This is a genomic window from Aminobacter sp. Piv2-1, from assembly GCF_037625995.1.
GTDB lineage: Bacteria > Pseudomonadota > Alphaproteobacteria > Rhizobiales > Rhizobiaceae > Aminobacter.
In genome coordinates this window covers 70,885-96,080 of record NZ_JARKMU010000001.1, presented here as the reverse complement: position 1 = coordinate 96,080, position 25,196 = coordinate 70,885, and the positions used below count along the sequence as shown (strand labels likewise).

General features: G+C 60.6%; 26 protein-coding genes and 1 pseudogene. 19 read left to right on the top strand and 8 right to left on the bottom strand.

Features of this window, described 5'->3' with window-relative positions; genetic code table 11:
• Nucleotides 1–5: 5 nt before the first annotated feature.
• The 3 genes from AmiPiv_RS00535 to AmiPiv_RS00525 all read right to left on the bottom strand — a co-directional run bounded on the left by AmiPiv_RS00535 (nucleotide 6) and on the right by AmiPiv_RS00525 (nucleotide 2,384).
• Nucleotides 6–713, bottom strand: coding sequence for an amino acid ABC transporter permease (locus AmiPiv_RS00535; RefSeq protein ID WP_340035289.1), 708 nt, complete (start codon nucleotides 711–713; stop codon nucleotides 6–8).
• Between the two features lie 68 nt (nucleotides 714–781).
• Nucleotides 782–1,621, bottom strand: a complete 840-nt coding sequence (locus AmiPiv_RS00530) for a transporter substrate-binding domain-containing protein (protein WP_340035288.1) — start codon at nucleotides 1,619–1,621, stop codon at nucleotides 782–784.
• Between the two features lie 22 nt (nucleotides 1,622–1,643).
• The gene (locus AmiPiv_RS00525; protein ID WP_340035287.1) at nucleotides 1,644–2,384 is read right to left on the bottom strand and encodes an amino acid ABC transporter ATP-binding protein; all 741 of its coding nucleotides are present in this window, start codon (nucleotides 2,382–2,384) and stop codon (nucleotides 1,644–1,646) included.
• 347 nt (nucleotides 2,385–2,731) lie between these two features.
• Here AmiPiv_RS00525 and AmiPiv_RS00520 point away from each other — a divergent pair, with 347 nt between their 5' ends.
• Nucleotides 2,732–3,487, top strand: a complete 756-nt coding sequence (locus AmiPiv_RS00520; protein WP_340035286.1) for an FGGY-family carbohydrate kinase — start codon at nucleotides 2,732–2,734, stop codon at nucleotides 3,485–3,487.
• Between the two features lie 856 nt (nucleotides 3,488–4,343).
• Nucleotides 4,344–4,784 carry a LysR substrate-binding domain-containing protein gene (locus AmiPiv_RS00515; protein WP_340035905.1) on the top strand — a complete coding sequence of 147 codons (441 nt, stop codon included), beginning with the start codon at nucleotides 4,344–4,346 and terminating at the stop codon, nucleotides 4,782–4,784.
• 180 nt (nucleotides 4,785–4,964) lie between these two features.
• On the opposite strand, the gene AmiPiv_RS00510 is transcribed toward AmiPiv_RS00515, so the two are convergent.
• Nucleotides 4,965–5,864, bottom strand: coding sequence for a LysR family transcriptional regulator (locus tag AmiPiv_RS00510; RefSeq protein ID WP_340035285.1), 900 nt, complete (start codon nucleotides 5,862–5,864; stop codon nucleotides 4,965–4,967).
• A 100-nt stretch (nucleotides 5,865–5,964) separates the two neighbouring features.
• On the opposite strand from AmiPiv_RS00510, the gene AmiPiv_RS00505 reads away from it, so the two are divergent.
• The 7 genes from AmiPiv_RS00505 to AmiPiv_RS00475 all read left to right on the top strand — a co-directional run bounded on the left by AmiPiv_RS00505 (nucleotide 5,965) and on the right by AmiPiv_RS00475 (nucleotide 13,238).
• Nucleotides 5,965–7,167 (top strand): MFS transporter, encoded by a 1,203-nt coding sequence (locus AmiPiv_RS00505; protein ID WP_340035284.1) that lies wholly within the window; start codon nucleotides 5,965–5,967, stop codon nucleotides 7,165–7,167.
• Nucleotides 7,168–7,517: 350 nt separating this feature from the next.
• Nucleotides 7,518–7,859, top strand: a complete 342-nt coding sequence (locus AmiPiv_RS00500; RefSeq protein WP_340035283.1) for a hypothetical protein — start codon at nucleotides 7,518–7,520, stop codon at nucleotides 7,857–7,859.
• A 433-nt stretch (nucleotides 7,860–8,292) separates the two neighbouring features.
• Nucleotides 8,293–8,865 (top strand): TlpA family protein disulfide reductase, encoded by a 573-nt coding sequence (locus AmiPiv_RS00495; protein ID WP_340035282.1) that lies wholly within the window; start codon nucleotides 8,293–8,295, stop codon nucleotides 8,863–8,865.
• Between the two features lie 9 nt (nucleotides 8,866–8,874).
• Entirely contained in the window at nucleotides 8,875–9,603 is a 729-nt protein-coding gene (locus AmiPiv_RS00490; protein WP_340035281.1) for a cytochrome c biogenesis CcdA family protein, read from the top strand.
• Nucleotides 9,600–10,079, top strand: a complete 480-nt coding sequence (locus AmiPiv_RS00485; RefSeq protein ID WP_340035280.1) for a disulfide bond formation protein B — start codon at nucleotides 9,600–9,602, stop codon at nucleotides 10,077–10,079. The genes AmiPiv_RS00490 and AmiPiv_RS00485 overlap by 4 nt, the downstream gene beginning before the upstream one ends.
• A complete protein-coding gene (locus tag AmiPiv_RS00480) occupies nucleotides 10,076–10,726 on the top strand; it encodes a DsbA family protein (protein WP_340035279.1) in 651 nt (216 codons plus the stop codon). The genes AmiPiv_RS00485 and AmiPiv_RS00480 overlap by 4 nt, the downstream gene beginning before the upstream one ends.
• Nucleotides 10,727–10,754: 28 nt before the next feature.
• Nucleotides 10,755–13,238, top strand: a complete 2,484-nt coding sequence (locus AmiPiv_RS00475; protein ID WP_340035278.1) for a heavy metal translocating P-type ATPase — start codon at nucleotides 10,755–10,757, stop codon at nucleotides 13,236–13,238.
• A gap of 351 nt (nucleotides 13,239–13,589) precedes the next feature.
• Here the strand turns inward: AmiPiv_RS00475 and AmiPiv_RS00470 are convergent, their stop codons facing one another.
• The gene (locus AmiPiv_RS00470; RefSeq protein ID WP_340035277.1) at nucleotides 13,590–13,955 is read right to left on the bottom strand and encodes a TFIIB-type zinc ribbon-containing protein; all 366 of its coding nucleotides are present in this window, start codon (nucleotides 13,953–13,955) and stop codon (nucleotides 13,590–13,592) included.
• Between the two features lie 138 nt (nucleotides 13,956–14,093).
• Complete coding sequence (locus AmiPiv_RS00465) at nucleotides 14,094–14,513, bottom strand: MerR family transcriptional regulator (RefSeq protein ID WP_340035276.1); 420 nt, start codon at nucleotides 14,511–14,513, stop codon at nucleotides 14,094–14,096.
• 156 nt (nucleotides 14,514–14,669) lie between these two features.
• Here AmiPiv_RS00465 and AmiPiv_RS00460 point away from each other — a divergent pair, with 156 nt between their 5' ends.
• The 3 genes from AmiPiv_RS00460 to AmiPiv_RS00450 all read left to right on the top strand — a co-directional run bounded on the left by AmiPiv_RS00460 (nucleotide 14,670) and on the right by AmiPiv_RS00450 (nucleotide 17,569).
• A complete protein-coding gene (locus AmiPiv_RS00460) occupies nucleotides 14,670–14,894 on the top strand; it encodes a heavy-metal-associated domain-containing protein (protein WP_340035275.1) in 225 nt (74 codons plus the stop codon).
• Nucleotides 14,891–16,969 carry a heavy metal translocating P-type ATPase gene (locus tag AmiPiv_RS00455; protein ID WP_340035274.1) on the top strand — a complete coding sequence of 693 codons (2,079 nt, stop codon included), beginning with the start codon at nucleotides 14,891–14,893 and terminating at the stop codon, nucleotides 16,967–16,969. Before AmiPiv_RS00460 ends, AmiPiv_RS00455 begins: the two co-directional genes overlap by 4 nt.
• A 171-nt stretch (nucleotides 16,970–17,140) precedes the next feature.
• A complete protein-coding gene (locus AmiPiv_RS00450; protein WP_340035273.1) occupies nucleotides 17,141–17,569 on the top strand; it encodes a MerR family transcriptional regulator in 429 nt (142 codons plus the stop codon).
• A 184-nt stretch (nucleotides 17,570–17,753) separates the two neighbouring features.
• Here the strand turns inward: AmiPiv_RS00450 and AmiPiv_RS00445 are convergent, their stop codons facing one another.
• Nucleotides 17,754–18,371, bottom strand: coding sequence for an SCO family protein (locus tag AmiPiv_RS00445; protein ID WP_340035272.1), 618 nt, complete (start codon nucleotides 18,369–18,371; stop codon nucleotides 17,754–17,756).
• A gap of 252 nt (nucleotides 18,372–18,623) precedes the next feature.
• On the opposite strand from AmiPiv_RS00445, the gene AmiPiv_RS00440 reads away from it, so the two are divergent.
• The 7 genes and pseudogenes from AmiPiv_RS00440 (at nucleotide 18,624) to nhaA (ending at nucleotide 24,602) form a co-directional block, all read left to right on the top strand.
• Nucleotides 18,624–19,124, top strand: coding sequence for a copper chaperone PCu(A)C (locus tag AmiPiv_RS00440; RefSeq protein WP_340035271.1), 501 nt, complete (start codon nucleotides 18,624–18,626; stop codon nucleotides 19,122–19,124).
• Nucleotides 19,121–19,732 (top strand): SCO family protein, encoded by a 612-nt coding sequence (locus AmiPiv_RS00435; RefSeq protein ID WP_340035270.1) that lies wholly within the window; start codon nucleotides 19,121–19,123, stop codon nucleotides 19,730–19,732. The genes AmiPiv_RS00440 and AmiPiv_RS00435 overlap by 4 nt, the downstream gene beginning before the upstream one ends.
• Before the next feature lie 567 nt (nucleotides 19,733–20,299).
• The gene (locus AmiPiv_RS00430) at nucleotides 20,300–20,485 is read left to right on the top strand and encodes a hypothetical protein (protein ID WP_340035269.1); all 186 of its coding nucleotides are present in this window, start codon (nucleotides 20,300–20,302) and stop codon (nucleotides 20,483–20,485) included.
• Nucleotides 20,486–21,378: 893 nt separating this feature from the next.
• The gene (locus tag AmiPiv_RS00425; RefSeq protein ID WP_340035268.1) at nucleotides 21,379–21,570 is read left to right on the top strand and encodes a hypothetical protein; all 192 of its coding nucleotides are present in this window, start codon (nucleotides 21,379–21,381) and stop codon (nucleotides 21,568–21,570) included.
• 361 nt (nucleotides 21,571–21,931) lie between these two features.
• A pseudogene (locus AmiPiv_RS00420) lies at nucleotides 21,932–22,321 on the top strand (hypothetical protein).
• 79 nt (nucleotides 22,322–22,400) lie between these two features.
• Complete coding sequence (locus tag AmiPiv_RS00415) at nucleotides 22,401–22,577, top strand: hypothetical protein (protein ID WP_340035267.1); 177 nt, start codon at nucleotides 22,401–22,403, stop codon at nucleotides 22,575–22,577.
• 702 nt (nucleotides 22,578–23,279) lie between these two features.
• The gene (nhaA, locus tag AmiPiv_RS00410) at nucleotides 23,280–24,602 is read left to right on the top strand and encodes a Na+/H+ antiporter NhaA (RefSeq protein ID WP_340035266.1); all 1,323 of its coding nucleotides are present in this window, start codon (nucleotides 23,280–23,282) and stop codon (nucleotides 24,600–24,602) included.
• Nucleotides 24,603–24,743: 141 nt separating this feature from the next.
• On the opposite strand, the gene AmiPiv_RS00405 is transcribed toward nhaA, so the two are convergent.
• On the bottom strand, nucleotides 24,744–25,118 hold the full coding sequence (locus AmiPiv_RS00405; protein ID WP_340035265.1) for a response regulator: 375 nt from the start codon (nucleotides 25,116–25,118) through the stop codon (nucleotides 24,744–24,746).
• Nucleotides 25,119–25,196 lie beyond the last annotated feature (78 nt).

Sequence of the window (25,196 nt, the reverse complement as noted above, 5' to 3'; positions counted from 1 at the left end):
CCTGGTCAGACCGCAGCCATGACCGGCACCCTAACCGGGGCCGTTTTCGCTACATGCCTTGAGGCGCGCACCTCGAAGGATCGCACGATGAGCCACGCAATCAGACACATCACCGAATAGATGACCGCCAACACCAGATACGTTTCGAACTGATACTGGTTGTAGTCCCGCTCCATGATCAAATGCGCGGTTGCCATCACGTCAGCTGCTCCGATGTACATGACCAGCGCAACATTGTGGATGAGGTAGATGATGGCGTTTCCATAACCAGGCAACGCGATGTGCACTGCTTGTGGGCCTACGACGCGTGTGAGCTTCTGCCGGAAGGTATATCCCAGACTGTCGGCGGCATCATGCTGACCACGATCGACGGCCAGATATGCAGGCCGGATGACCTCTGACAGATACCCTCCGTGGTACAGGCTGAGCGCCACCATCGCCGCGATGGTAGATGAGAGGAAATCTTCTATGCCGAACAGGCCCACCAGCACGGGAAGCCCATAGAACGCGACGAACAACTGAAGGGCGACAGGGACACTGCGGGCATAGGACACGTAAAGGTCGGCCAATTGACTGATCACTGGCACTCTGCGAACCCGGAGGGTTGATGCAATCAGGGCCAGGCAAAAGCCGACGATCATGGCCACAAACATGATCGCGAGCGTCAGCGGCATTGCTGTGAGGAGCTCGGGGATCATCGAAAAGGGGTTCATTTTGACACTCCTCCTTGCGACGTCAGCCTTGGCCGTTGTCCAAACAACGACCAAGGCTGAGTTCTCGCCTACTTCATGTAGTTGGTGATGTCCTCGCCGAACCACTTCTGCGAGATCTTGCTCAGCGTGCCGTCGTCCTTCAGCTCTTTGAGCACCCGGTTGACGTCTTCAAGCAGCGCCTTGTTTTCATCTGACTTGTGAATCAGGGGGTAGTTGCTGGCAGAGAAGACCGGCTCGCTCACCTGGAGGTCGAGTTTCTGCTCTTCAATTACGACTTGCTCACCCAAATTCGATGGCAGGATCAGCGCGTCGTTCTTGCCATTGTGAACTTCTTTCAAGCGGTTCGGGAACGGGATACCTGCGTCCGATGCCCTGATATCGAGCTTGTACTCCGGGTTCTCTTCCTGCCACTTAACGACAAACCTGTACGTCCCCCCGCCGGCGGTGAAGGGCGCGATCCGCTTGCCTACCAGATCCTTCATACTGTTGATGTTGCTGTCCTTGCGGCTGTAGATTTTCAGCGCGCTGGCACCCATGGGGTTTTCTGGAATGAAGAACTGCTTCGCGCGCGCTTCCGATTTGTAATAGCCACCCGTAGCTATGTCGTATTTCCCGGTGGCCAGGCCGGTTTCCTGCGCAATATCCGCTGCGCCTTCCATTTCGAACTTGTACTGGGGCAGCTTTGCGTTGATCGCTCTCAGGACGTCGGGCTCATACCCTTGCGGCTCGACGCCGAGTGCGCCCCATGACAGCGGCTTGGATTCTGCCGCTGTCGCAATCTTGATCGTGCGAACGGACTCGCTGGAGCTCTGAGCGTAGGTAACCCCTGCAGCTGCAAGGGCGAGCGTCATGCCGCCAAGGATGGCCAGACCGAACCGACGGCGAAAGTAAGATTTAGTTGCAGACATTTCCAAGGTTCCCCTTTTTTGTTTAGTGGAATGAGTATTCAGAATTCAGGAACTGGGCGAGGCGCGGACTGGAAGGCGCATCGAAGATCTCGGCTGGGCTGCCATCGGCAGCCACGACGCCGCGATCCATGAAGACGATCCGGTTCGAGATGCTTTTCGCAAATTGCATCTCGTGGGTTACAAGCAGCGACGTAATTCCGGAGGACGTGACGTCCTTGATCACCTTCAGAACTTCGCCGACGAGTTCAGGATCCAGTGACGACGTGGGCTCGTCGAAGAGCATCACGTCCGGGCGAACCGCCAGCGCCCGTGCGATGCCGGTGCGCTGAAGCTGGCCACCCGAGAGCTGGGACGGATAGTGGTCTCGCTTCGCTGAGAGGCCGACCCGTTCCAGCTCATTCAGAGCGATTTCACGTGCCTCGTCCTTGGACTTTCGCTGCACCACGACAAGCGGATCCATGACGTTCTCGATGACGGTCATGTTCTTGAAGACATTGAATTGCTGAAAGACCATGGCTGTCCGGAGCCGGATCGCCTGAACGGCCTCCTTGTCAGCACGCCGATAGTCCATGCGGATCTTGTCGAACGTGATGGTCCCGGATGACGGCTTGGCCAGGTAGTTGATGCACTTCAGAAGCGTCGTCTTGCCGGTGCCGCTGGGGCCGATGATCGAGACGACGTCACCGCGCTTCACCGTCAGGTCGACGCCATTCAGGATCTGAGCGCTTCCGTAGGATAGCTTTATGTCTTTGAGTTCAAGCATTTCTGGTTGGTGCCCTTTCGACGTCAGAGAATTCTCGTTGCGGAAAAAGGGACCATCCCAGGACATAGACTGCCAGACAGCCTGGATTTCATGAGCATTTCGGACTCCTCCTCGTATTGGCCAGCTGTTCCGGCTGGCCTTAAGCACCTGCCTGCAGGTGATCGCGAATGCAGCGTCTCTTCCCGCTCGCTGCGTGCGTATTTCCGGTATGCTGGATAACGCTATCCGGTATGCCGGAAATGTCAATGCGAAATATGCAGTCTGTGTATGTTTTCGACATTCTCATTATCATTTGATATCTGTCAAACATAAAAAATATGGCGTCGACCGATCCCAGAAAGACGCCCGTGACCGCGTCCATCGTCGACCAGCAAGCGGCTCTCTACGGACACGGCTGCCGCGAAGCAGGCGACGCCAAGATCACCTTCGGTACCGGCGCCTTCGCGCTGGCCGTCACCGGTTCGCGGATCGTTCGCAACCCCGAGATCGGCCTGCTGCCGACGGTCGCCTGGCAAACGCCGCACGAAACCGTCTACGCCGTCGACGGCGGCGTCTATGACGCAGGATCGGCGGTCGAGTGGCTTGGGCGGATCGGCCTGATGAACGGCGTCGACGAGTTGCAGACCTTCGCTGACGCACCGGCGATCGATCGTGGACTGGTCTTTGTGCCAGCCCTCTCCGGGCTGGCCTGCCCCTACTGGGACCGCAGCGCTGCCGGCCTTTGGCTTGGCATGTCAGCCGACACGACCAGGCAGCAGATGTGCCAGTCCGCGCTCGAAGGTGTGGCACTTGCCACCGTCGAGGTTGTCGGCGCGATGGCGCACGAGGTTGCGGTCGCACAAAACCTGTCGATCGACGGCGGCCTGTCGCGCAGCCCGTATTTCTCGCAATTTCTTGCCGACGCGCTGGGTCGGAACATCAGCACCAGATCCTTCGACGAATTGACCAGCCTCGGCTGTGCGGCGCTGGCGGCTCTTGCTGTTGGCGCCGAGCTTCCTGCCGTCGCCAAAGGTGACGTCGAATACCGCGCGCGCAATGTGGACAGTCAGGCGTGGCGACAGCGTTTCAATCAGGCAGTCGGTCGTTCGCGCGGCTGGCGCTGAACGCCACCCGACAAGAGACGGGTGTTGCGGAACGGCGCTACGCGCGGCAAAAGCTGGGTCTGATCATCGGGGATATCGAATGTGTCCTGCGGCTGGCCAAACCCGCCGATTTGCGCGCCAACTTACGCCACAACCTTGTGCGACGCGGACAACGCTTTGTATCCGTCACACTGCGTTTCAGATTGGTCGGGCAGCGTAAGACGGGGGCACTAACACTAACAACGACTGATGCTGTGCAGCTGTTAACGGAGGCAAAAACAGTCCGCCGAAACTACGCTGTCGCCGCCGTTTGCACCCTCATTCCCACTCGATCGTAGAATTTTACCGTAAGATATTGGTTTTACAAATTAAATTCTTCTCAAGCGATTTCAAATCCGACCTTTGGGTCATCAAGAATTTACGCCTTTGATTTCATTGAGAAATTCGCCGAAAAATAAACACGTGGATGTTCGGCGTCTGTCGATATCAATCGACAATTTTGTTCCTCCGAGCATAGGTTCACCAATTTGCAATGAGGAAGAAAAGTACCGTCATACTATGGCCGCAAGCGGCTATCCGCGGCAGGTCGAGAACGAGATCCGCCAGGTGTTCACGACTTCAGCATCGAAAGGAGGTTGGTGGCTTCGGCAGCCGTGCTGAGGAAATCATCTCCGGCGACCTGGCGGCCGCGCCTGAGATCGGACGGTCATCGATGCGATGACCGAGTCCCGTCGCTCAATCATTCAGCGGATCAAGGTGCTCGACAAGCGAGGTAGCACCGCCACGAAACAGAATGCCAAGGCCCGGCTATTGATAGCCGCTCCCGACGTTGGCGCCGTGATCCCGTTTTCGGTTGCTGGATTTATGACGATGCTTCCTGCCTCCGCCGCTCCTCCAGCGCCGGCGCCTACCTCGGCCTCACGCCAGGCGCCACGAGTCCGGCAAGGTCAGTGGAAACACCGCATCTCGAGGCGCGGACATCGCCGACGAGGCCTTCCTTGCCCTGGCTCCCGCGGACACGGTCAGGCTCGCCATGGACAAGATCTTCGCCGACCGCGATGTGCGCCCGCGAATTCTTATTGCCCCCTACGGACTGACGATCGCCATTTTGGCATCGCAAGGTATGGGTATCGGCCTGATCAACCCCTCCGTCATAGCCGATCGAATGAGCGGAGGATTCGCAGCCCGGCCATTCGAGCCGGCGGTCCATTTCCGGGCGCTCATCCTGTGTCCACCAGACGGTGTCAATTCGACCCTGGTCGGCGACTTCACGGCCGAACTCTACGCGGCTCGCAACGTACTTGCCGGCGAAGCATAGGGTGCCTTGACGGGCGCGCTGCCACACATGCACTCAATGTGAGCCTGGGACAAAACGACAGGTGTGCCAACAATGGGCGGGATTGGCGAGACATCTCCATAAAATCGGGTTTCACGATTCAAGTATTCACCGCGGCCGAAGCAGAAAGGCAATTGTCCCCAGCCGCAACGGTTCTGGCTCTTAGGCATCCGCCATGCTGCGTCCTTCCGTCGCCATCTTTATGAAGCCGCCAATGTAACCAACATCCTCTTCATTTTTTCGGACGCCGAGATGGATGGATTTCATGATCCCCTTGGCTCCAAGTTTGACGGCTTTCAGTGGAAGCGCTGCTCCATCTTCGCGCAACAGCCAGTCCGGGACGACGCTGATCCCACGCCCGGCTGCAACAAGTTGCAACATCAACTCAGTCGTTTCCGCGGTTCGATGACGGCGCGGTCGGCAGCGACCTGGCACGAGAAACTGCGTATAGACATCCAACCGCTCGAAACTTACGGGATATGTGATCAGTTCCTCATCCGTCAGGTCCGCAGGAAGCGCGACGCCTCGCGCTGCGAGAGGATGATCCTCATGAACCGCCAGCACGAGTTCGTAGTCGAACACCGGAGTGTAGCGAAGGTCAGGCAGGTCCACGGGATCGGGCGTTATCAGCAGGTCGATCTCATAGTTGGCAAGAGCATTGATACCGGTGAGTGGGAAGGCTGTGCGCAGTTCAAAGTCCACGTCCGGCCAAGCCGACAAATAGGGAGCAGTCACCCGCATCAGCCACTTCTGGCACGGGTGACACTCCATACCGACCCGTAATGCCCCCCGGCGACCCGAGGCATAATCGGCCAATACTCGTTCCCCGTGCTCGAGTTGAGGCAGAACCCTTTGCGCCAGGGCCAGGAGGCATTCCCCCGCCTGGGTGAGCCTGAGGCTCCGACCGTGCTTCAGCCAGATCTTGATGCCGTGCCGTGCCTCCAGCTTGCGAATGAGATGGCTCAGGGCGGGCTGGGTGACGTTCATCCGCTCGGCGGCAGCCGTCACGCTGCCGAGACGGTCAACCTCGCGAAGGATGGACAGGTGCTGTCGGTCGAGCATCGATTACTCCAGCTAATGTAATCATGAGATTTGAACATTTCCGCTCATGATAGGATGTCGCTAGACCGTTGCCAATCTCACCTTCTCGAAGGCATTCAAAATGATCGGCAATCCCATGCACAGGCAGGTTGTCCTGCTCGCATCAGCTCAGGCGCTGTTCCAGACCGTATCCGTCCTCGTCATGACAGTCGGCGGCCTCGCCGGTGGCCAGATCGCACCGCGACCGGAGCTCGCCACGATGCCGATCGCTGCCATGTTCCTCGGAACGGCGGCAATGACCTCCCCTGCCTCGATGTGGATGGCGCGTGTTGGCCGTCGCGCCGGATTCGTTGCAGGCGCTTTGATGGGGATCGCGGGAGGCCTCGTCGCAGCGCTCGGCATCTGGTTCGGCTCGTTGCTTCTGCTGTCTCTCGGCACATTCGGCGTCGGAGCCTATCAGGCGTTCGCGCAGTTTTATCGTTTCGCAGCAAGCGAGGTGGCAGACGGAGCTTTCCGCCCGCGCGCGATTTCGCTGGTGCTCGGCGGCGGCGTCGTTGCCGCGCTGGCCGGTCCTATGCTCGGCCGCCTTGGCGGACCTTTGCTGGCTCCAGAATATCTCGGCTCATTCCTGCTGCTGGCACTGGTCTCGCTGATAGCCACCGGGGTCTTGCTTGGACTGCACATTCCCAACACGCAAGCCGCTCATGCCGATGCGGGCAATGGTCGTTCCTGGAGGGATATCGTGACGCAGCCGACCTATCTCGTGGCGCTGTTCGGAGCAGTCACCGGCTATGGCATCATGATCCTCGCCATGACTGCAACGCCGCTTGCCATGGCGCACTACCAACACGATCTGCCAGCGACAGCGACCGTCATCCAGTTCCATGTGCTCGGCATGTTCCTGCCCTCCTTCGTCACAGGATCGCTGATCGCGCGCTTTGGCGTGCTCAGGATCATGCTGACCGGCATCGTGCTTTTCGCCGGGCACGTGACCATGTCGCTGACCGGAACCGGATTTGGCTCCTTTGCAAGCGCTCTCGTCCTGCTCGGCATTGGCTGGAACTTCCTTTACATCGGCGGCACGACGCTGCTGACGAGTACCTACACCCCGGCCGAAAAGGGCAAGGCTCAGGCCACCAACGACATGACCATCTTCGCAGTCGGCCTCTCATGCTCGTTCAGCGCCGGAGCGCTTCTGCAGGTCCTTGGCTGGCAGACGCTCAACCTCATCCTTCTTCCCTGGATCGCCGCCGCCGCCCTCGCGCTCTTCTGGCTTGGCTGGAAACAGCGCAAGCCGCTCAATTCCGCCCCGGTGGCGGAATAAGAAGGCCGAGAAACAAACATGAATGACGTGACCATCTCCGACCTTACCATGGCCGAGGCCCGCTCTCGCCTCCTTCGAGGCTACGAGACCTTGGGCGAGTGTGCGCAAGGCAAAGGGAGTGCCTTGCCACACAGGAGGGAAGCATCCGTGCCAAATCTGGAGTCTGTTTCGGAGCCGAAATCCGTCGGCCTGCTTTCCGAAGAAGACGCTAGCCGAAATGGCTGGTTCCAAGCGGAACCAAAGTCGCCTCTATGCCTGATGTGAGGGCGCAGTGCAGGCCTCGCCATTGTGCACGCCATTCTACGCTAGAGCCCTCTCCTCCTTCGAAAGTACTTTATTTGATCTGGAATATGGGCGCAGATCAGCCTTGCGAGATCGGAGAAAGAGAATGCCAGTTCAGCGGAAGTGAAGCCTATACGTCAGCGAAAATCACCGCCGAAACTGCGCTATTGCCGCCGCTTTCTGATGTTCGGCGTCTACCGATATCAATCGGCAATTTCGATCGGCTCGGGCTGCTTGCCAATACGGCGTACAAAGAAAAGTACCGTCACTATCCAACTCACGCTTGGAATGCGGACGTTATTGGTTACCGCCTACGTCATCACGCATTTCGATCGGGCGCAATCATTCTGGACGCTTGCAAGGAACTGGCCGAGCAGCAACTCTGCGGGACACGGTCGGCATGGCGATGACCTCTTTGCCCCACTCGAATGGGCAAACTACCCGTGAGGAAGCAACAGTCATCAGGCGGGAACACCCCACTTCTGCCACGCTATGGCAGATGTCCGCCCGCACAGACACGGAGCCGGGCAGTTGGTGTCTAAGACATCGTTGTTAGGCGGGCCGCTTACCTGCGTCGCATATTGTCAGCCATAAGCTTGAAATCTATGTGCGCCCGCGTGAGCTACGTAAGGCGAAGCCCCGACAGATCGACATCATCGCCAGTCTACCAAGTAAGCGCTCTCCACCCCCGCCAGCCACGTCTGTCCGCGTCAATCGCTCCTTCAAGCCAACAATAGCGCATTGGCGCTTGACCCTATAGCCACTCCAGCCTTTAGGGGGAGAGCGCGGCCGAGAATATCTACACTCCCTGATCTTGTCGGCCCGTCCTCATGAGGAGCCGGGATGCGTTTCGCCTTCGTCCACCGAACATCTGTCGCCGTCGCATTGGCCGCGATAGCCGGTGCTGTCGTCGGCGGGCTACTCCTGGCGAGACCACTCGCACAGTGGCAAGGAGCCTCGACTGAACCGGCGCAGGCGCCCGCCGAACTGGCCACCTTTCCTTTCGAGACTGCTGACGGGCGGAATCTCACTCTGGAAGCCTTTGCCGGCAGGGCTGTCTTGCTGAACGTATGGGCAACCTGGTGCCCCCCATGTCGCAAGGAAATGCCTTCTCTTGATCGGCTGCAATCCCTCAAGGGTGGGCCTGATTTCGAGGTCGTTGCACTGTCGATAGACAAGGGTGGTTCGGGGCAGGTCAAGCCGTTTTTCGACGAGATCGGAATCATGCGGCTGCAAATGTACCTGGACCCCCCGGGCGTCTCCATGCAGGCCCTGAAGATTGTCGGGCTGCCGACGACGCTCCTGATTGGCAAAGACGGACGTGAACTCGCGCGCTGGGTGGGTCCCAAGGAGTGGGATGAGCCTGAAACGATCAAGGAGATCGAAGCGCTGCTTGCCCGCTCCGAGGGGGATTGAAGTAACGACATGGCATTCGAAATTGCCCATATTGGAATAGTGGCTGCGCTGCTGGCGGGGATGATCTCGTTCCTGTCGCCTTGTGTGTTACCGCTCGTCCCCGGCTATGTGTCGTATATTGCGGGAAGCGCCGATCAGGCGGTCGGCCGCAGGAGGGTCGACACGGTATTCCTGAGCGGATGTTTCGTTCTCGGCTTCTCGACGGTCTTCATCCTGCTTGGCGCGAGCGCGACGGCGATCAGCGGCCTGCTTCTGTCTTATCGCTATGAAGCCAGCATCGTTGGCGGGTTGATCATAATCGTTTTCGGCATCTTCACGACCGGCATCGTCAAGGTGCCGTGGCTTGATCGTGACCTGCGCTATCACGGCGCCATCGAAGGCGGACAGCCGCTCGGCGCCTACCTCCTTGGTCTCGCGTTCGGCTTCGGCTGGACGCCGTGCATCGGACCCATTCTGGGCGCCATCCTGACGGTCAGCGCGACCGTGGACGGTGCGCTAAGCGGCGTGGCGCTGCTTTCCATCTATTCGCTGGGGCTCGGAGTACCCTTTCTGCTGACCGCCCTGTTTGCCGATGCGCTGACCTCAAGACTCAGAAACGTTCGCAGACTGGGCAAATTGCTGCACATCGGAGCCGGCGTCATCATGATCTTGATGGGGATCGCAATGATCACGGGCCAGATGTCGGCTTTCGCATTCTGGCTTCTCGAGAAATTTCCTGTGTTTGGGAGAATTGGATGAACGCGACAGACCGTGCCCGCGCGGAGAAGGTGTCCGGCAGTACCAGACCTTCGAGCGACGCAAATTCGATGTGGTCAATGCTGTTCCTGGCTTGGCTCGTGGCGCTCGTCGCCTCGCTCGGCGCCCTTTTCATCGGAGAGGTAATGGGGCAAACGCCCTGCGTGCTATGCTGGTATCAGCGCGCCTTCATGTTTCCTCTCGCGATTGTACTCGCCGTCGGCGCCCTCCGTTCGGATAGCGGGACATGGCGCTTTGGGCTACCGCTCGCCGTCGTCGGCAGTGGCATCGCCTTCTATCATTCGCTTCTCTACGCCGGCGTGCTGGCGGAAGCGCTGGAGCCCTGCGGGCAGGGACCGTCGTGCACCGATGCAGCGATGACCATCTTCGGCAGCATTCCCCTACCCTTTCTTTCCTTCATAGCCTTTGCAGCCATCGCCCTCCTTCTGTTTCTAACAACACGGGTCAAGAACTCATGAACAGACGAGCCGTCATCATCGCCACTGGAGTAGCGGCCGCCGCCGTCTTCGCGGGCGGGGCATATTTTTACTCGGAATCATCGATTGAAACCGCCCCTGCGCCAGTAACGGCCGAAAGCAGCCAATTCATTCGCCCGCATTCGCCAATCCTCGGGCCCGAGAGTGCCCGCGTGACGATCGTGGAATTCTTCGACCCGTCCTGCGAGGCGTGCCGCGCCTTCTACCCGACGGTGAAACAGATCATGGCCACCTACCCGGAGGACGTGCGTGTCGTCATTCGCTACACGCCGTTCCATCCTGCCTCCGAGGAAGCGGTCAGGATCCTGGAGGCCGCGCGCAGGCAGGACAAGTTCCAGCGGGTCATGGAATGGCTGCTGCAGAACCAGGAACAGTGGGGGGCGGACGGAAATCCGCAGGCGGCCCGCGCATGGGAACTCGCCGCGCAAGTGGGCCTCGATGTCACCAAAGCCAGGCAGGACGCGGTGACTGCCGAGGTCGACGCGGCAATCGCTCAGGACCTCGCAGACGTGAAAGCCGTCGGCATCAAGGGAACGCCGACCTTCTTCGTCAATGGAAAACCGCTGCCGTCGTTCGGACGCCAACAGCTCGAAGATCTGGTCAAGAGTGAAGTGGAAGCTGCAGGATAGGGCCTGAAGCACGCGGGAGCATTTCGAGATGACAAGCAAGCTACGCCTGGACATTCCGGTCCTGTTGCCTGAGGTCGATGACACCGCCGATGCTTGCGTCGCGCGGTTGACGTCTGACCTTCAGGCGCGACAAGGCGTCGAGAAGGTTCATGTCTTGGCGGCGGAAGGTGAAGAACCGGCCAAGCTGTGCCTCCATTTCGACCCTGAAGTCCTGCCGCTAACCAGGATTCGCGAGATCGCGCAGTCGGCCGGCGCGCAGATCACCGCTCGCTTCGGGCACCTGACGTGGAACGTCTCCGGCATAGGCCACGAACGCCGGGCCCGCACGGTTGCAGAAAAGCTGCGAACATTGAGCGGGATCATAGAAGCTGAGGCGAATGCCGCCGGGGTCGTTCATATCGAGTTCGATCGCCAGGCCCTGTCGGAAGAAACGATCGCCGCCTCGCTGCGCGAACTCGGCGTCACGCGGAAGACGGGCGCGTCACCCGGACACGATCATGCCGCTGGCGAAGAGCATGCGGAAGGTGACGGCCACGACCACGCGCATGGCGAGTTCCTTGGTCCGAACACTGAGCTGATATTCGCGCTCTCGAGCGGTGCATTGCTCGGGATCGGCTATGCCATCGAGAAACTGGTGACAGGCGCGCCGGAATGGCTGCCTACTGCCTGCTTCATCGCGGCCTACTTCTTCGGCGGCTTCTTCACCTTGCGCGAGGCGATCGACAATCTGCGCCTCAAGCGGTTCGAGATCGATACGCTGATGCTGGTCGCGGCGGCCGGCGCGGCGGCCCTTGGCGCCTTCGCGGAAGGCGCGCTGCTGCTATTCCTGTTCAGCCTCGGCCACGCGCTCGAACATTACGCCATGGGTCGCGCCAAACGTGCGATCGAGGCCCTGGCGGAGCTTGCGCCATCGATCGCGACCGTCAGGCGGGACGGCGAAACAAAGGAAATCCCGGTCGAGGAGCTCACCGTCGGCGACATCGTCATTGTGCGTCCGAACGAACGGCTGCCGGCCGACGGGTTCCTGATCAAAGGAAATTCCAGCATAAACCAGGCTCCCGTCACGGGAGAGAGCATTCCCGTCGACAAGCGCCCTGTCGCAGATGCGGCGGCCGCGAGGGCACGGCCGGATTCCGTGGACGGCGCGTCGCGTGCGTTCGCGGGAACGATAAACGGCTCCGGCGCGATCGAGATCGAGGTGACGCGCCGCTCGACCGAAACCACGCTCGCCAAGGTGGTCAAGATGGTCAGCGAGGCGGAGGCGCAGAAGTCGCCGACGCAACGCTTCACCGAGCGTTTCGAGAAGATTTTCGTGCCTGCGGTGCTGGCGCTTGCCGTCATCCTGCTGTTCGCCTGGGTGGTAATCGACGAGCCGTTCCGCGACAGCTTCTACCGGGCCATGGCGGTTCTGGTCGCTGCGAGCCCCTGTGCGCTGGCGATCGCGACGCCGAGCGCCGTGCTGTCGGGCGTCGCCCGCGCCGCGCGTGGCGGCGTGCTGGTCAAGGGCGGCGGCCCGCTCGAGAACCTCGGTTCGCTGACGGCTATCGCCTTCGACAAGACCGGGACGCTGACTGAAGGCAGGCCGCGCATCACCGACCTGGTCACAGCTAAAGGCGTTGCCGAACAGGATCTGCTGACGGTGACGATCGCCGTGGAGAGCCTGAGCGATCATCCGCTCGCGGAAGCGATTGTGCGCGACGGCAAGGACAAGCTCAACGGCAATGCCGTCGCCGCGGCGTCCGATCTCAAGAGCTTGACCGGCAAAGGTGTCACCGCAACGCTTGACGGCAAGACGGTGTGGATCGGCAAAGTCGAGATGTTCGGAGCGGATGGCATCCCGTCTCTCGGCAATGAGATGACCGAGGCCGTGGCGCAGCTTCGGGACGGCGGCCGGACGACCATGGTGGTCAGACACGGCGACCGCGATCTCGGCGTGATCGGCCTGATGGACACGCCGCGCGTCGCAGCGCGCGGCGCTTTGAAGGCGCTTCACGAGATCGGTATCACGCGCATGATCATGCTGTCCGGCGACAACCAGAAGGTTGCCGACGCGATCGCGAAGGATGTCGGACTGGACGAGGCCTGGGGTGACCTGATGCCCGAGGACAAGGTGGAGTCCGTCAAGAAGCTGCGGTCGGAAGGCAAGGTGGCGATGGTCGGCGACGGCGTCAACGATGCCCCAGCCATGGCAAACGCCACTGTCGGCATCGCGATGGGCGCGGCCGGTTCCGACGTTGCGCTGGAAACCGCGGACGTAGCCCTGATGGCCGACGATCTCGCCCACCTGCCGTTCGCGGTCGGATTGAGCCGCCAGACACGGTCGATCATCCGCCAGAACGTATTCGTCAGTCTGGGGGTCGTCGCAATACTGATCCCGTCGACGATTCTTGGACTGGGCATTGGTCCGGCCGTGGCCATGCACGAAGGCTCGACGCTTCTCGTCGTCTTCAACGCGTTGCGGCTCCTAGCCTATCGCGACCCGACCCCGAAGCGGGGCACCAAGACCGCATGAAGGCCATAGCCAAGACCAAGATCGATGCCGGGTCATCTTTCGATGGTTTGCTAGACTGCGTCATCATCGGTGGCTGGCCGGCTTGACGGCCGCATCTATCTCGTGCGCTTTCACCGACGACCGTCGTCAGCACGCCGGCGGCGGCCCAGGCCAGGATCGAGTCCGACATTGCATGGCCAGCCCAGGCGACAGCAGACCAGCCTGCCATCAGCACCGCGATCAGGAGCCAGAGAAGCGGCCTTTGCCCAATGCCGGGGGCAAAAAATGCGGGCGCTGGTTGCAGTTCATGGCGAACTCCTGATTGGCACTGGAGTGGTCTCGCGCGGTTCTTGTTGGTCCGATGCCGGCGTGTCAGTCGAAAAGACGGCGCAGGAAGGATCCGTGCGAACTATTTCGGCCGTGACCCCGGTCATCGTCGTAGCGGTGCCCATCGCCATGGCCGCGGCCGCGATCGTCCCTGTGGCCATGGTCCGAATCCCGGCGATGTTCGGCTTCCCGGGAATGACGTGAACGGCCATCGTCCGCATATCCGGAATTGGACCTCACACTCGCCTCGATGATCTTGTCGAGTTCGCCCCGGTCGAGCCAAACGCCGCGACATTGGGGGCAGTAGTCGATCTCGATGCCCTGGCGATCGCTCATCACAAGGTTGACCCGGCAGACCGGGCACTGCATTCCCAAAATACCGCTGCCCGAAGACGCTCTGTTTTCGACCATGTCGCTGAACCTTTCCACTCGAGGCGCCCTGATGCGCCATCGACGCCAAGATGGGTTCTTAAGCGGCTAGAGGGTCAAGAGGGTGCGACAAAATTGATCAGCAGCGACTGATGGAGGCGGGCGAATGATGTGGCGCGGCTACCCTGGTGCCCCGGCAAAGTTGGGCGACAGGGTTTCGATGATCCGGCATTCTGCAACCGTTCCGCATCGACACTGAGAGATCACCCGACCGAGCTCTCCCTGCAACGCCTTGAGGTCTGCGATCTTTCGTTCGACCTCCGCCAAGTGCTCCTTGGCGATCTCATCGACGGCTTCGCAGGATCTCGACCGGTCGTCGGCGAGGTCGAGAAGCACGCGTATCTGATCCAGCGAGAATCCAAGGTCGCGGGCACGACGGATGAAACTCAGCCGGTTCAGATCCGACGGCGCGTAGGAGCGATAGTTGCCCTCGGTGCGCGCGGGTTCCCGAAGCAAGCCGCTCTTCTCGTAGAAGCGGATGGTCTCGACCTTGGTGTTGGTCAATCTCGACAACGTGCCGATGGTCAGGTGTTTGTTCATCACGGGAAGTCCCTGTAGTCACTACGGGCTAGATAGGCGCAGCCACACTGTCTTGCCAGTGGCGAACAGAAGTTCGCCGCATCGCAAAATCCCTGTTGACCCTGTAGCGACTACAGACCCCACATTGCACATCATCGTTTGTTACAGGAGATCAAGATGTCGACATCTGCACCGGAAACCATCGAGTTCAAGATCGAGGGAATGGACTGCGGGCATTGCGTCCAAACCATCGAGAACGCAGTAGGCGCGCTGCCGGGGGTTGAGGCCGTCAAGGTTTCGCTCGCCGACAACAGCGCCATCGTCAGGCTCGACACTGCCAAGACGTCGCAGGCGGCCGTCTTCGAGGCGGTCGAGGACGCTGGATTCGACGTGCCGCGATGAACACGCTCGAGCTTCCGATTGGCGGCATGGACTGCGCCGCCTGCGCAAAGAAGGTCCAGCGGGCACTGAAGAAGCTTCCCGGTGTCGAGAATGTCGAGGTGCTTCTCAGTGCCGAGAAGGCGATCATCAACCTCGACCCCAAGGTCGTGACACGCGACATCTTGACCGCGACCGTGCACAAGGTCGGCTTCACGGTACCGGCGCCCAAGACGGACACGCCGTACTATGTCAAGGAAGGCAACGACCTGCAGCGACAGCTGTTCATGGCGCTGGGCATCCTGTTTGGCGTCATCCTCCTGCTGGTCGTCGGCGGCGAGGCGCTCGGACTGTTCGAAGCCGTGACCGAGATGGTCCCGCTGTGGGTCGGCACGCTCATCGTCGCCGTGTTCGGCGCCACCATCTTCATCGACGTGATCAAGTCGGCCCTGAGGTTAGAGGTCACGGCGCATACGCTGATGTCTGTCGGCGCCTTTGCCGCGCTTTTCACGGGCCAGTGGGACACGGCGGCGGTCGTTGTGTTCCTCATGCGCGTCGGCGTCTATATCGAACGCTTCACCAGCGAGAAGGCCCGCGGCCTGCTGCGCGAGTTGCAGGCGATGGCGCCAACCAAGGCGCGCGTGTTGCGCGATGGCGAGGAAGTCGAGATCGGCATCGAGCAGGTCGTGGTCGGCGACATCATCGTCGTTCGTCCCGGCGAGCGCGTTCCGGTCGATGGCGTCGTCATCGAGGGCCAGGCGACGCTCGACCAAGCCGCGATCACCGGCGAGAGCATGCCGGTTGAGGCGGAGAGCGGCGACAAGGTCTTCGCGGCCACCATAGCCAAGCTGGGGTACCTCAAGCTGCAGGCAGAGGGCGTAGGCCGAGACACTGCCTTCGGCCGGGCCGTCAAGATGGTCGAGGAAGCGGAGGCCAACCGCGGCGAGGTGCAGCGCATCGCCGACAAGTTCAGCGGCTGGTACCTGCCTTTCGTGGCGGGCATCGCGGTGCTGACCTATGTGCTCAGCGGCAACATACTGGCCGTGGTCGCGGTTCTCGTGGTCGCCTGCTCGTGTTCGTTCGCCCTGGCCACGCCTATCGCGATGATGGCGTCGATCGGAGCCGCTGCCAAGCGCGGCCTGCTCATCAAGGGCGGCAAGTATATCGAGGCGATCAAGGCAGCCGACGTCGTGCTGGTCGACAAGACCGGGACGCTGACCAGCGGAAAGCCACGCATCACCGATGTCGTGTCCCTGGACGGCACCGACGTGACCGAGATTGTCGCTCTTGCGGCCACGGCCGAGCGTCACTCCGAACATCCGTTGGCGGAGGCGGTACGCGTCGAGGCCCGCGAGCGCGGCGCCAGAATGGCCGAGCCTGACCGGTTCGAGGCCATCCCGGGCAAAGGCATCCGCGCCGTCATCGGCGGCCGCACGATCGAGATAGGCAACCGCCGCCTCATCCAGGTGGATGACGCCTACCCGGACGTCGCCCGCCTCGAATCCGAAGGCAAGACGCTGCTGATCCTGGCCATAGACGGTCGTCCGAGCGGCATTCTCGGCGCCATGGACACGCTGCGGCCGGAGGTCTCGACTGCGCTCGACGAAATCCGCAAGCTGGGCATCCAGAAGATCGAGCTGCTCACCGGCGACAACGAGCGCACCGCTGCCGCGATCGCCGGTCCCCTCGGGATTGGATTCCAGGCCAATCTCCTGCCCGAGGACAAGATCCGGGTCGTGCGGGAGATGCAGGCAAAGGGTCATCGCGTCGTCATGGTCGGCGACGGCGTCAACGACGCCCCTGCGCTCGCGCAGGCCGAAGTCGGCATCGCCATGGGTGGCGGCACGGACGTTGCAATGGAGGCGGCCCATATCGTGCTGATGCGCGAGGACTGGCAGCTTGTCGCGGATTGTTTCCGAATCGCGCACAGGACCATGGCGGTGGTGAAGATGAACATCGCCTTCACCGCGCTCTACAACTTCGCCGGACTTTCGCTGGCGGCGTTCGGGATCATTCCCCCGATCATCGCGGCATCCCTGCAAGCGGTTCCCGACATCGGAATCCTGGCGAATTCCTCCCGCCTGATCCGCCAACGGTGACCCGCGAACAATTCCGGCGCATCCTCACAGGATGCGCCGGAATTGCGTCTGCGCTCTGAGCGGGACGCCAAGAGATAGATTCCCCGTCCCCTTTTTGACAAGGATCGGGACAAAGATGCGGATGCCGGTCGCCCTCGCCCAAGCCGCTCCGCTCAAATGAGAGATAGAGGTATGTGGACCATCGGAGACCTGTCACGTCGCACCGGAGTCAAGATTCCGACGATCCGCTATTACGAGCAGACGGGGCTCTTGCCGATCGCCGAACGCTCCGGGGGCAACCAGCGGCGATATTCGGTGCGGGATCTGGAGCGACTGTCCTTCGTCAAGCATGCTCGCGAACTGGGCTTTGCGGTCGAGGCGATACGCGACCTGATCAACCTCAACGAAGAGCCTGACAGGCTTTGTGCCGACGCACACGCCATCGCGACCCAACAATTAGGGATCGTGCGCGATAAAATCGGAAAGCTGGGAGTGCTCGAGCAGGAACTGCAACGGATCGCGGCAACCACCCACGACGGTAACCGGGTCGTAGACTGCTCGGTAATCCGGGCGCTCGCCGATCATCATCTCTGCCGGTGCGACGACCACCGGCCGGCCTGAAGCAGGCAAGCTTAACGCAGCAATGGCCGGGCTGGGCCACCAGGATGGGCATAGGCAGCGCCGAGAGGCAGCCCAACCCGATGTGGCCAAGAGGCTGGTCCGGATCGAATGTGCCTTCGTTGTGAGACGACACCACGACCTAGGACAGACACGTTAGCCTTCATTCGCAAACGTCAACGATGTGTCATTTGCCGAACTTCAAGACGAGGTTCCTGATCTTCTCCAGGCGGATGTCGCGCGGCTCGTGCATATCGAGCACTCCCGCGCGTCCGCCCCTGGCGTCCACGAGAAATACGCCGGCCGTGTGCTCCATCGTGTAGTTGCCGCCCCCTGTTGGCACCTTTTGAGCCCTCGCGCCAAAGGCTCGTAGAACGGCTTCGGTTTGCTCTGGCGTGCCCCTCAGCGCAAGGATTCGACTGTCAAAGGCGCTCATGTACGTAGCGAGCATTTCTTGCGTGTCCCGCTTCGGATCGACGCTGATGAGCAGCACGTTGAACTTGTCTGCCTCCGGTCCAAGCTCCGCCATCAATTCGGTGAGTTCAAAGAGCGTGGTCGGACAGATGTCGGGACAATTGGTGAAGCCGAAAAACGCTAGGTAAGGCTTTCCGGTGAGCGTCTCGTTCGAAACGGTCTGACCCTGGTGCGAAATCAGCTGGAAGGCTCGGCTTGTCCTGGATGAAGTGCTGCCGGCCTGCAAAGACTCCTCAGCCAGCGGCGGCAGGCCCGCGATGTATGCAAATCCAGCGAACGCAGCCGGTGCGATCAAAAGGGCGAGCAATATTGAGGTATGCCTTGTCGTCATTTCTCGTTCATTGCGACACGTTCTAAAGCGTGAATTAGGTGCAGACTCCGGCTTCTAGACCCCGGAGTAGCTAGAGGGTCAACAAGGCCGGCGAGCAGTGCGACTCCTGTTCTGATGCCCTCCGTGGCACACGAGTTCTCTCGGCCTCACCCCACGAGCACGTCGCGCGACCTTTTGTCCAGTGCCAGCAATTGACCCTGAAGTCGCTACAGGGTCTATCGGGAAACGAAGATCCAGAGACGAGTTTCGTTCATGAAGACCCGGGCATTCGCAATTCTATCCATCGCCGCATCTCTCGTTGCCACCGCGGCCCTGTCCCATGATTTCCAGAGTGGGACGATCCGGGTCGATCACCCCTGGTCGCGAGCAACGCCGCCAGGCGCTCCGGTCGCCGGCGGATATCTGAAGATTGAAAATGCCGGAACCGAGCCCGATCGGCTTGTTTCGGTGGCGTCCGAAATTGCCGCGAGCACAGAGCTGCATGAATCGGTGGTGAAGGATGGCGTAGCAAGCATGCGCCCGCTGGGCGGTCCGCTGGAGGTGCCGGCGGGGCAGACTGTGGAAGTCGGCGCTGGCAATCACATCATGTTCGTGAAACCGGCGAGAACGCTGAAGAAGGGCGACGAATTCAAGGCAACGCTTGTCTTTGAGAAGGCCGGGCCGATCGAGGTGGTGTTTGTCGTCCAGGGGATGGGCAGCCGCGCACCTGAGGAAGCCTCGGAGCACGGTACGGGTCACGGCGCAGGACAATGAGCGTATTACGGATAGTCAGAGTTGCAACCTGGGCGGCAATTGCAACGATCGCTGCGGGGACTGCGGCCATCTATGTCCTGGGGCAAGGAAACGGCGGCATCGCAACGACGATATCGTCCGGCAAGGCTGCCATTGGCGGGCCTTTCTCGCTGGTATCTCACAAGGGCGAACGTGTTTCCGACGAGACGCTGCGCGGCAAGCCCTATCTGGCCTTCTTCGGCTTTACCAATTGCCCGGATATCTGCCCCACGACGCTTTTCGAGCTGTCGGAGATGATGGCGGAACTCGGAGCGGATGCGGACAAGTTCAACGTTCTGCTCATCACCGTCGATCCCGAGCGGGATTCTCAGGACTTGCTCGCGACGTATATGACCGCGTTCGATCCCCGGATAATAGCACTCAGAGGGACGCGCGAGGAGACCGACGCCGTCGTCAAATCCTTTGCAGCTGCGGCGATCAAGGTGCCCACGGACGGTGGCAACTACACCATGGAGCATACCGCGGGCGTCTATCTCATGGACGAGAACGGCGAGTATGCAGGTCTGATGCGCATGGATGAGCCGCGAGAACAGCGCATGCAGGCCCTACGAAACCTTGCAGCGAGCTAGTCTAGTTCCCCCGGTTCTTTGAAGTTCCGTCGATGACGTCACGATTGATCATCCTCATCGCCACGGCGGGGTTCGGCGTAATAGTGGGGCTGGGGACGGCCGTCTTGACCCAGGACTTTGATCCGCCGCTCGCTGGATGGGTGAGCGCGCGCGCCAGGACAGCCGCTCCGTAGCCGTCCAGACGCCAGCGCAACCTCCGGCGCCGACGTTCGACCCGCGGTTTCAGAGTTGCGTCCATTGCCATCAGGTGGGGCCGGTCGCCCGCAATTCCTCGGGCCCGGTGCTCAACGACCTGCTGGGACGCAAGACGGCCACCACCGACTATCCCTATTCCAAGGCGATGCGGAGTGAGATCACTTGAGACGAGCCGACGTTGCGCGCCTTTCTCAAGGCCCCGCAAAGCATCGTGCCTAGGACGCGGATGGCATTCGGCGGGATGGACGACAAGAAGATCGACGTGTTGATCGACTTCCTGAAATCCAACCCGCGATAGTGCCCGACCTGGCGTCGGGTTGCCGTCGCGTGGGCGCGGCGGCAGCCCGATTCAGGCCGGAAGGACTCAAGCTGATGAAGTCGCCCAATTCCAAGCTTGTCGCGACAGTCGCACAAGACCCATTTGCAATGGCGAAAAAAGCTGTCGATGTCGGGTATGATATGTTCCAGGGTGGTAAAGCTCCCGCGCAACCGGTCGTGATCCCCGTCCACACTGTGACACGCGCCAACGCGGACCAGTTCAAAGGCTGGTCCGAATAGGAGACAGAGACCAGAGATGGTGAATGCCGCAGATTCGGGGCAGAGGTCGAGCGGTTCGGCTGACCGTCCACGTCGGCAGTGTTGAGGCCAGCGCTCCATTTCGCGTCCGATGCCGGTTTACATCGTCACTCTGCATGCGAAGTGGACACGCACGTCGTTCTACGCCATAGCCCTCTTCCCTACTGGGGTGCCTTTACTTGATCAGGGATATCGGGACAGATCGAACTTGCCTGATCGGCACCTAAGCGAGTGAGAAACGGACACGAAAGCAATTCATTCGACGGCGAAAACTCCCGTCGAAACTCCGCTATTGCCGCCGTTTCCCCTACTCCCACTCCATCATCAACGAGATGGATTAGCGATTGATATTCAATATTCTTTTTCACAAGCAGAATCAAAAACACCGTCGTTTTTACCGTCAAATCTAACTATCGTCTATCATTGAGGAATTTTGGGCCGCCAAGCTCGGCATGCATGTCGCGTCTTGCATCATCTATCGGTAGCGGCAACATGTTGATAAGTAACTGATTTCTCTATCTTTGCCAAATTCGCTCATATGGGGTGCCCGATTTCGCTACATCATCAACAGGCTTATCAAGCCAAGTAGTCGATCCGTAACTATATGATATAAAAGAAGAATTTCTCTTCTTTGCTAACCTCTCCAACCGAAGAAAAATGACGGTAGATGGTTTTTGGCACCACTTCCTCACGATACCATGGACCTACCCCCTAGCCGGCAAGCGGTGCCGGGGTGCATGCGGCGCATCGAACCTGGGAGCAGGAAGGCGGAGGAGAAGTGCACGACGGTCTGTGTAATGCGACTGGTCATGGCGGCGGTCTCCGCGGGAGCGCGCCCATGCGTCTCCATATCGGTCCCCATCCGAACCGGAACGATGCCTGATGCTGCCAGTACGTCCGTGGCCAGCGCGGCGCTCATTCCAGCTCGAATGAAGCGACACGCCGCACCGCATTGGCACAAGGCGTTCGCTATCGACAATTCGGTGATGAATGGCGGGGCGCTGACACCGCGAAGCCAAAACGGCCAAATCAACGAGTTGTACAAATGGATGTTGATTAAGTTTTGAACGAGGCACGTGGCACGATTTATTTCTTCTTATTCCCGAGTGCAGGACAGACGGCCAGATTTAGTTATCGATATTTTGGAGATTTCAGGAAATAAAATCCAGCGCTCCTATCATTCGCGTGCCGCAGGCGCTATATGGGTTGGGTGGCGATCCTCACATCGACCGCGGAAAGACCCTCAAAGCATCGCATGAGATTTCGCCTGCTCCGCAGCCGCATGGTCATTCGGCATGCGGCAGGCGTTCTGGAACCCAGCTCGACGAATTCCCGGCCCAACGGGCCGTCTCGTACATGCCGATTTCCGTGTCTCGACATCCGTCGACGCGGGAGCAATCGGAACATCGATCAGAAAGGGTTGATACCATGGCCGTGCAGAGCGTGACGAAACGATCCTTCACTCAGCGTTGGGAAGCTACCAGCCGTCGAATCCGTGCTGTTCTTGTCCTGTGCCGGCGCGATCGTCGCCACTATGGTCGTCGGCTTCACTTGGGTGGCTGGGTGACCGGCGGCACATCACGCGCAACGGCGGCCACTGCGGGCGGCATCGCGCGTGGAGAGCTGGCGGCGGCCATATGCGTCGAAAGGTTCAACGCAGCGCCGGACGCGGCGGCAAAGCTCTCGGAGTTCAAGGCCCTGACTGACAGCTACAAAAAGCGGCAGTTCGTCGAAGCCGGCGGCTGGACGACGATGCCTGGGCAAACGACCTCGGACAGGCTCGCAGTCCAGGGTTGCGCCACCTCCCTTGCCGCGTAACAGGCGACGAGATGTCGCCGGTCGTCGGGACTTCTTTCCTGGCCACTCGGCGGGCCGACCACAACCAAGGAGTCCGACAATGAGCCCCCACGACAAGAAGACCGACCCGGCACCGTCCTCAAAAGAGTTCGAAGAAACCGAGGACAACCGCTTCGAACGCATTCGCAGGGCCGCGGCTGAAAGGCACAGGAAGGCGGATACCGATGGCACGCGCCGCCGCGCGCGACAGACGGCGGAGGACAATCGCCTGATCTGAGCACTCGGGCCGTCGGTGTCACGACTGGACGTTCGCGATCCAACAAAGCAAGGAAGCTGTCATGAAAAATCCGATCCTGCCTCAAATCTACCTGTATGACTTCAGAAGCCTCTTCGTCAGGGTTTCGGTCACGGCTGCAATCGCTTTCATTCTTTATTCCGTGCTGTTCGGGAGCCTATGACCGGCTTCCATTGGTCGCGTTTGCGATGAGTATTCGTCTGGGGATTTGACCGAGGCGGAATGCCGTACTGGTACCGGCCGGCGTGATGACGTGCTCGCGGGCGGCAGCGGTTTGCCATGGGCATATATAAGTCGACCTATTGCAGGCACACCGAACCAACAAACATGGCGGCGGCGGCTCCACGTGCCATTCCACGATCCGGAGCCTTGGTCTAGGAAACATCGCGATGGTTGTAAGCGGATGCGGCCGCGTGACCCGGATGCTTCTGCTCCCCTCCATCCTCGGCGATGTCCTTTATGTTGCGCCGAGGGTCACATACCGATCGCTGTCAAACAGCCAACGTGGTCGCGCATATAGCCTGGAGCGAGAGGTGGCTGGCTTTAAAGGCTAGCCGGTCTCTGCTCGCCGATAGGCATAACGCGGATCGTCCCTCAAACCCGTTCCGTCAGGAAATCCTGTTTGGCGGATCGAACATCCGCTGCTGGCATCAAGCCGGGAACAATCATGAAAAGTCGAGGCGAATGAACAGCAATCTTGCGCAGCTCCCGAAGGAACCGGCGGACCTGTTCACGAGGCCGTTAACGCGGTTCCTGCGCATCGAGGCTATGGCAGGCGCTATCCTGCTTGTGTGCACGATCGTCGCACTGGTTCTCTCCAACACGGCCTGGTCGACGCAGTTTCTCGGCTTCTGGGAAACCAAAGCGGGGTTTAGCGTAGGCGGGATGGAATTCGTCCGCTCGCTGAAGCACTGGATCAACGACGGCCTGATGACGCTGTTCTTCTTCGTCGTCGCCCTCGAGCTGAAGCGCGAGCTCGTGCTTGGCGAACTGCGAGACCCGCGACGGGCCGCCTTTCCCCTCGCGGCCGCTCTCGGCGGGATGGTGGTGCCGGCCGGCCTGTTTCTGCTGCTGGTGGGCGACGAGCCGGGCGCGAGCGGCTGGGGCACCGTCATGTCGACGGACACGGCATTTGTCATCGGCTGCCTGGCGATTCTGGGCGCCCGCCTTCCGCACAGCTTGCGCCTGTTCCTCCTGTCCCTCGCCATCTTCGACGACGTCGGTGCGATCCTGGTGGTGGCGATCGCTTACGGCGGGACCTTGAACTGGATCGCGCTCGCGCTGGTGGCGCTGGGGCTCGCCATCGTGGCCGGGATGGCGCGTCTCGGCTTCCGCAGCATTCCCGTCTACTTCGCGATGGGCGGGCTGATATGGCTCGCGCTCGACGCATCGGGCGTTCATGCCACGCTCTCGGGGGTGATCCTCGGATTGATGACGCCGGCCCGGAGCTGGGTAAGCGACAGCCGCCTGCACGCGATCTTCGACCGCGTCGTCGCGTATCCTCCCGGCGCCCGATGGGGCGGAAACACGTCCGCCCGCCAGGATCTCCGCCGCGCCGGCATTGCAGCCCGCGAAGCCCTGTCTCCCATAGAGCGACTGGAGGTATCGCTTCATCCCTGGGTGGCGTTCACGATCATGCCGCTGTTCGCCCTGGCCAACGCCGGCGTTCCGATCGGCGCAACAGGGTTCGTCCCCGCGCTCGCAACGTCCATTTTCGTGGCCTTCGTGATCGGAAAGCCGATCGGGATCGTTCTCTTCAGCTTCATAGCTGCCAGGATGCGTTTGGGCATCCGGCCGAGTGATTTGCCATGGAGCCTCCTGGCGGCCGGCAGCCTTTTGACCGGCATCGGCTTCACCATGGCGCTGTTCATCGCTGAACTCGCTTTCGATCCGGGCCTGCTGAATTCCGCAAAGCTCGGCATCCTTGCGGCCTCCGTCGTCTCAGCCGCAATGGGCTTTCTCGCGTTGGTCTGGCTGACCTCCCGCGGCAGTCAAAATGCAGGCTAGCTCCGCGGAGCGGCAAGGACCGGACAGGCTCGCATTCCGGGCGGCGCCTGTTCCGGCGATTTGATGAAACGAGAATTGTAAGGAAAACCGAAGAAGGGCATCGTCCGCGGCGACCGGAAGCAAAGCCTGGCGCGGAGCCGGTCAGGCCGCGACACCCAATTCAGCCAGCGTTCTTTGCAGGTCGCTGGTTCCGAGCGGCTTCCTGATGAACCGGCTGCCCGCCGGCATGTCCCCCGTGCTTGGACGCCTGTGGCCGGACACGACGATCAATTGGCATGGTGGCCAGCGGTTTCGAACCACAAAGGTCAAAGCGAGGCCGTCCATGGTTCCCGGCATGTCCACATCCGTCACCACTGTCGTGACGGCGGGTTCGGACTCCAGGATCGCAATCGCCTCGTCGGCATTTGCCGCTTCAAGAACGGAATAGCCAAGCTCCTCAAGCATATCCGCCAGATCCATGCGGATAAGGGGCTCGTCCTCGACGATCAGTATCTTGGCTGCGGGGTGGGAGGTCACTGAGGGGCTCCATGGATGCAGAAATGCATCCAAGCCCCCGTGCATCGGGGAATGGCAGCTCGCTGCAAGCAAGGGAAA

Bases quoted from the DNA above. Each gene is read 5' to 3' on its own strand.
- AmiPiv_RS00415 (WP_340035267.1), top strand. From the start codon at position 22,401: ATGAGCCCCCACGACAAGAAGACCGACCCGGCACCGTCCTCAAAAGAG.
- AmiPiv_RS00505 (WP_340035284.1), top strand. From the start codon at position 5,965: ATGATCGGCAATCCCATGCACAGGCAGGTTGTCCTGCTCGCATCAGCT.
- AmiPiv_RS00535 (WP_340035289.1), bottom strand. From the start codon at position 713: ATGAACCCCTTTTCGATGATCCCCGAGCTCCTCACAGCAATGCCGCTG.
- nhaA (WP_340035266.1), top strand. From the start codon at position 23,280: ATGAACAGCAATCTTGCGCAGCTCCCGAAGGAACCGGCGGACCTGTTC.
- AmiPiv_RS00435 (WP_340035270.1), top strand. From the start codon at position 19,121: ATGAGCGTATTACGGATAGTCAGAGTTGCAACCTGGGCGGCAATTGCA.
- AmiPiv_RS00465 (WP_340035276.1), bottom strand. From the start codon at position 14,513: ATGAACAAACACCTGACCATCGGCACGTTGTCGAGATTGACCAACACC.
- AmiPiv_RS00450 (WP_340035273.1), top strand. From the start codon at position 17,141: ATGTGGACCATCGGAGACCTGTCACGTCGCACCGGAGTCAAGATTCCG.
- AmiPiv_RS00485 (WP_340035280.1), top strand. From the start codon at position 9,600: ATGAACGCGACAGACCGTGCCCGCGCGGAGAAGGTGTCCGGCAGTACC.
- AmiPiv_RS00495 (WP_340035282.1), top strand. From the start codon at position 8,293: ATGCGTTTCGCCTTCGTCCACCGAACATCTGTCGCCGTCGCATTGGCC.
- AmiPiv_RS00480 (WP_340035279.1), top strand. From the start codon at position 10,076: ATGAACAGACGAGCCGTCATCATCGCCACTGGAGTAGCGGCCGCCGCC.
- AmiPiv_RS00445 (WP_340035272.1), bottom strand. From the start codon at position 18,371: ATGACGACAAGGCATACCTCAATATTGCTCGCCCTTTTGATCGCACCG.
- AmiPiv_RS00430 (WP_340035269.1), top strand. From the start codon at position 20,300: ATGAAGTCGCCCAATTCCAAGCTTGTCGCGACAGTCGCACAAGACCCA.
- AmiPiv_RS00460 (WP_340035275.1), top strand. From the start codon at position 14,670: ATGTCGACATCTGCACCGGAAACCATCGAGTTCAAGATCGAGGGAATG.
- AmiPiv_RS00425 (WP_340035268.1), top strand. From the start codon at position 21,379: ATGCCTGATGCTGCCAGTACGTCCGTGGCCAGCGCGGCGCTCATTCCA.
- AmiPiv_RS00475 (WP_340035278.1), top strand. From the start codon at position 10,755: ATGACAAGCAAGCTACGCCTGGACATTCCGGTCCTGTTGCCTGAGGTC.
- AmiPiv_RS00510 (WP_340035285.1), bottom strand. From the start codon at position 5,864: ATGCTCGACCGACAGCACCTGTCCATCCTTCGCGAGGTTGACCGTCTC.
- AmiPiv_RS00440 (WP_340035271.1), top strand. From the start codon at position 18,624: ATGAAGACCCGGGCATTCGCAATTCTATCCATCGCCGCATCTCTCGTT.
- AmiPiv_RS00525 (WP_340035287.1), bottom strand. From the start codon at position 2,384: ATGCTTGAACTCAAAGACATAAAGCTATCCTACGGAAGCGCTCAGATC.
- AmiPiv_RS00455 (WP_340035274.1), top strand. From the start codon at position 14,891: ATGAACACGCTCGAGCTTCCGATTGGCGGCATGGACTGCGCCGCCTGC.
- AmiPiv_RS00490 (WP_340035281.1), top strand. From the start codon at position 8,875: ATGGCATTCGAAATTGCCCATATTGGAATAGTGGCTGCGCTGCTGGCG.
- AmiPiv_RS00530 (WP_340035288.1), bottom strand. From the start codon at position 1,621: ATGTCTGCAACTAAATCTTACTTTCGCCGTCGGTTCGGTCTGGCCATC.
- AmiPiv_RS00500 (WP_340035283.1), top strand. From the start codon at position 7,518: ATGGGCGCAGATCAGCCTTGCGAGATCGGAGAAAGAGAATGCCAGTTC.
- AmiPiv_RS00470 (WP_340035277.1), bottom strand. From the start codon at position 13,955: ATGGTCGAAAACAGAGCGTCTTCGGGCAGCGGTATTTTGGGAATGCAG.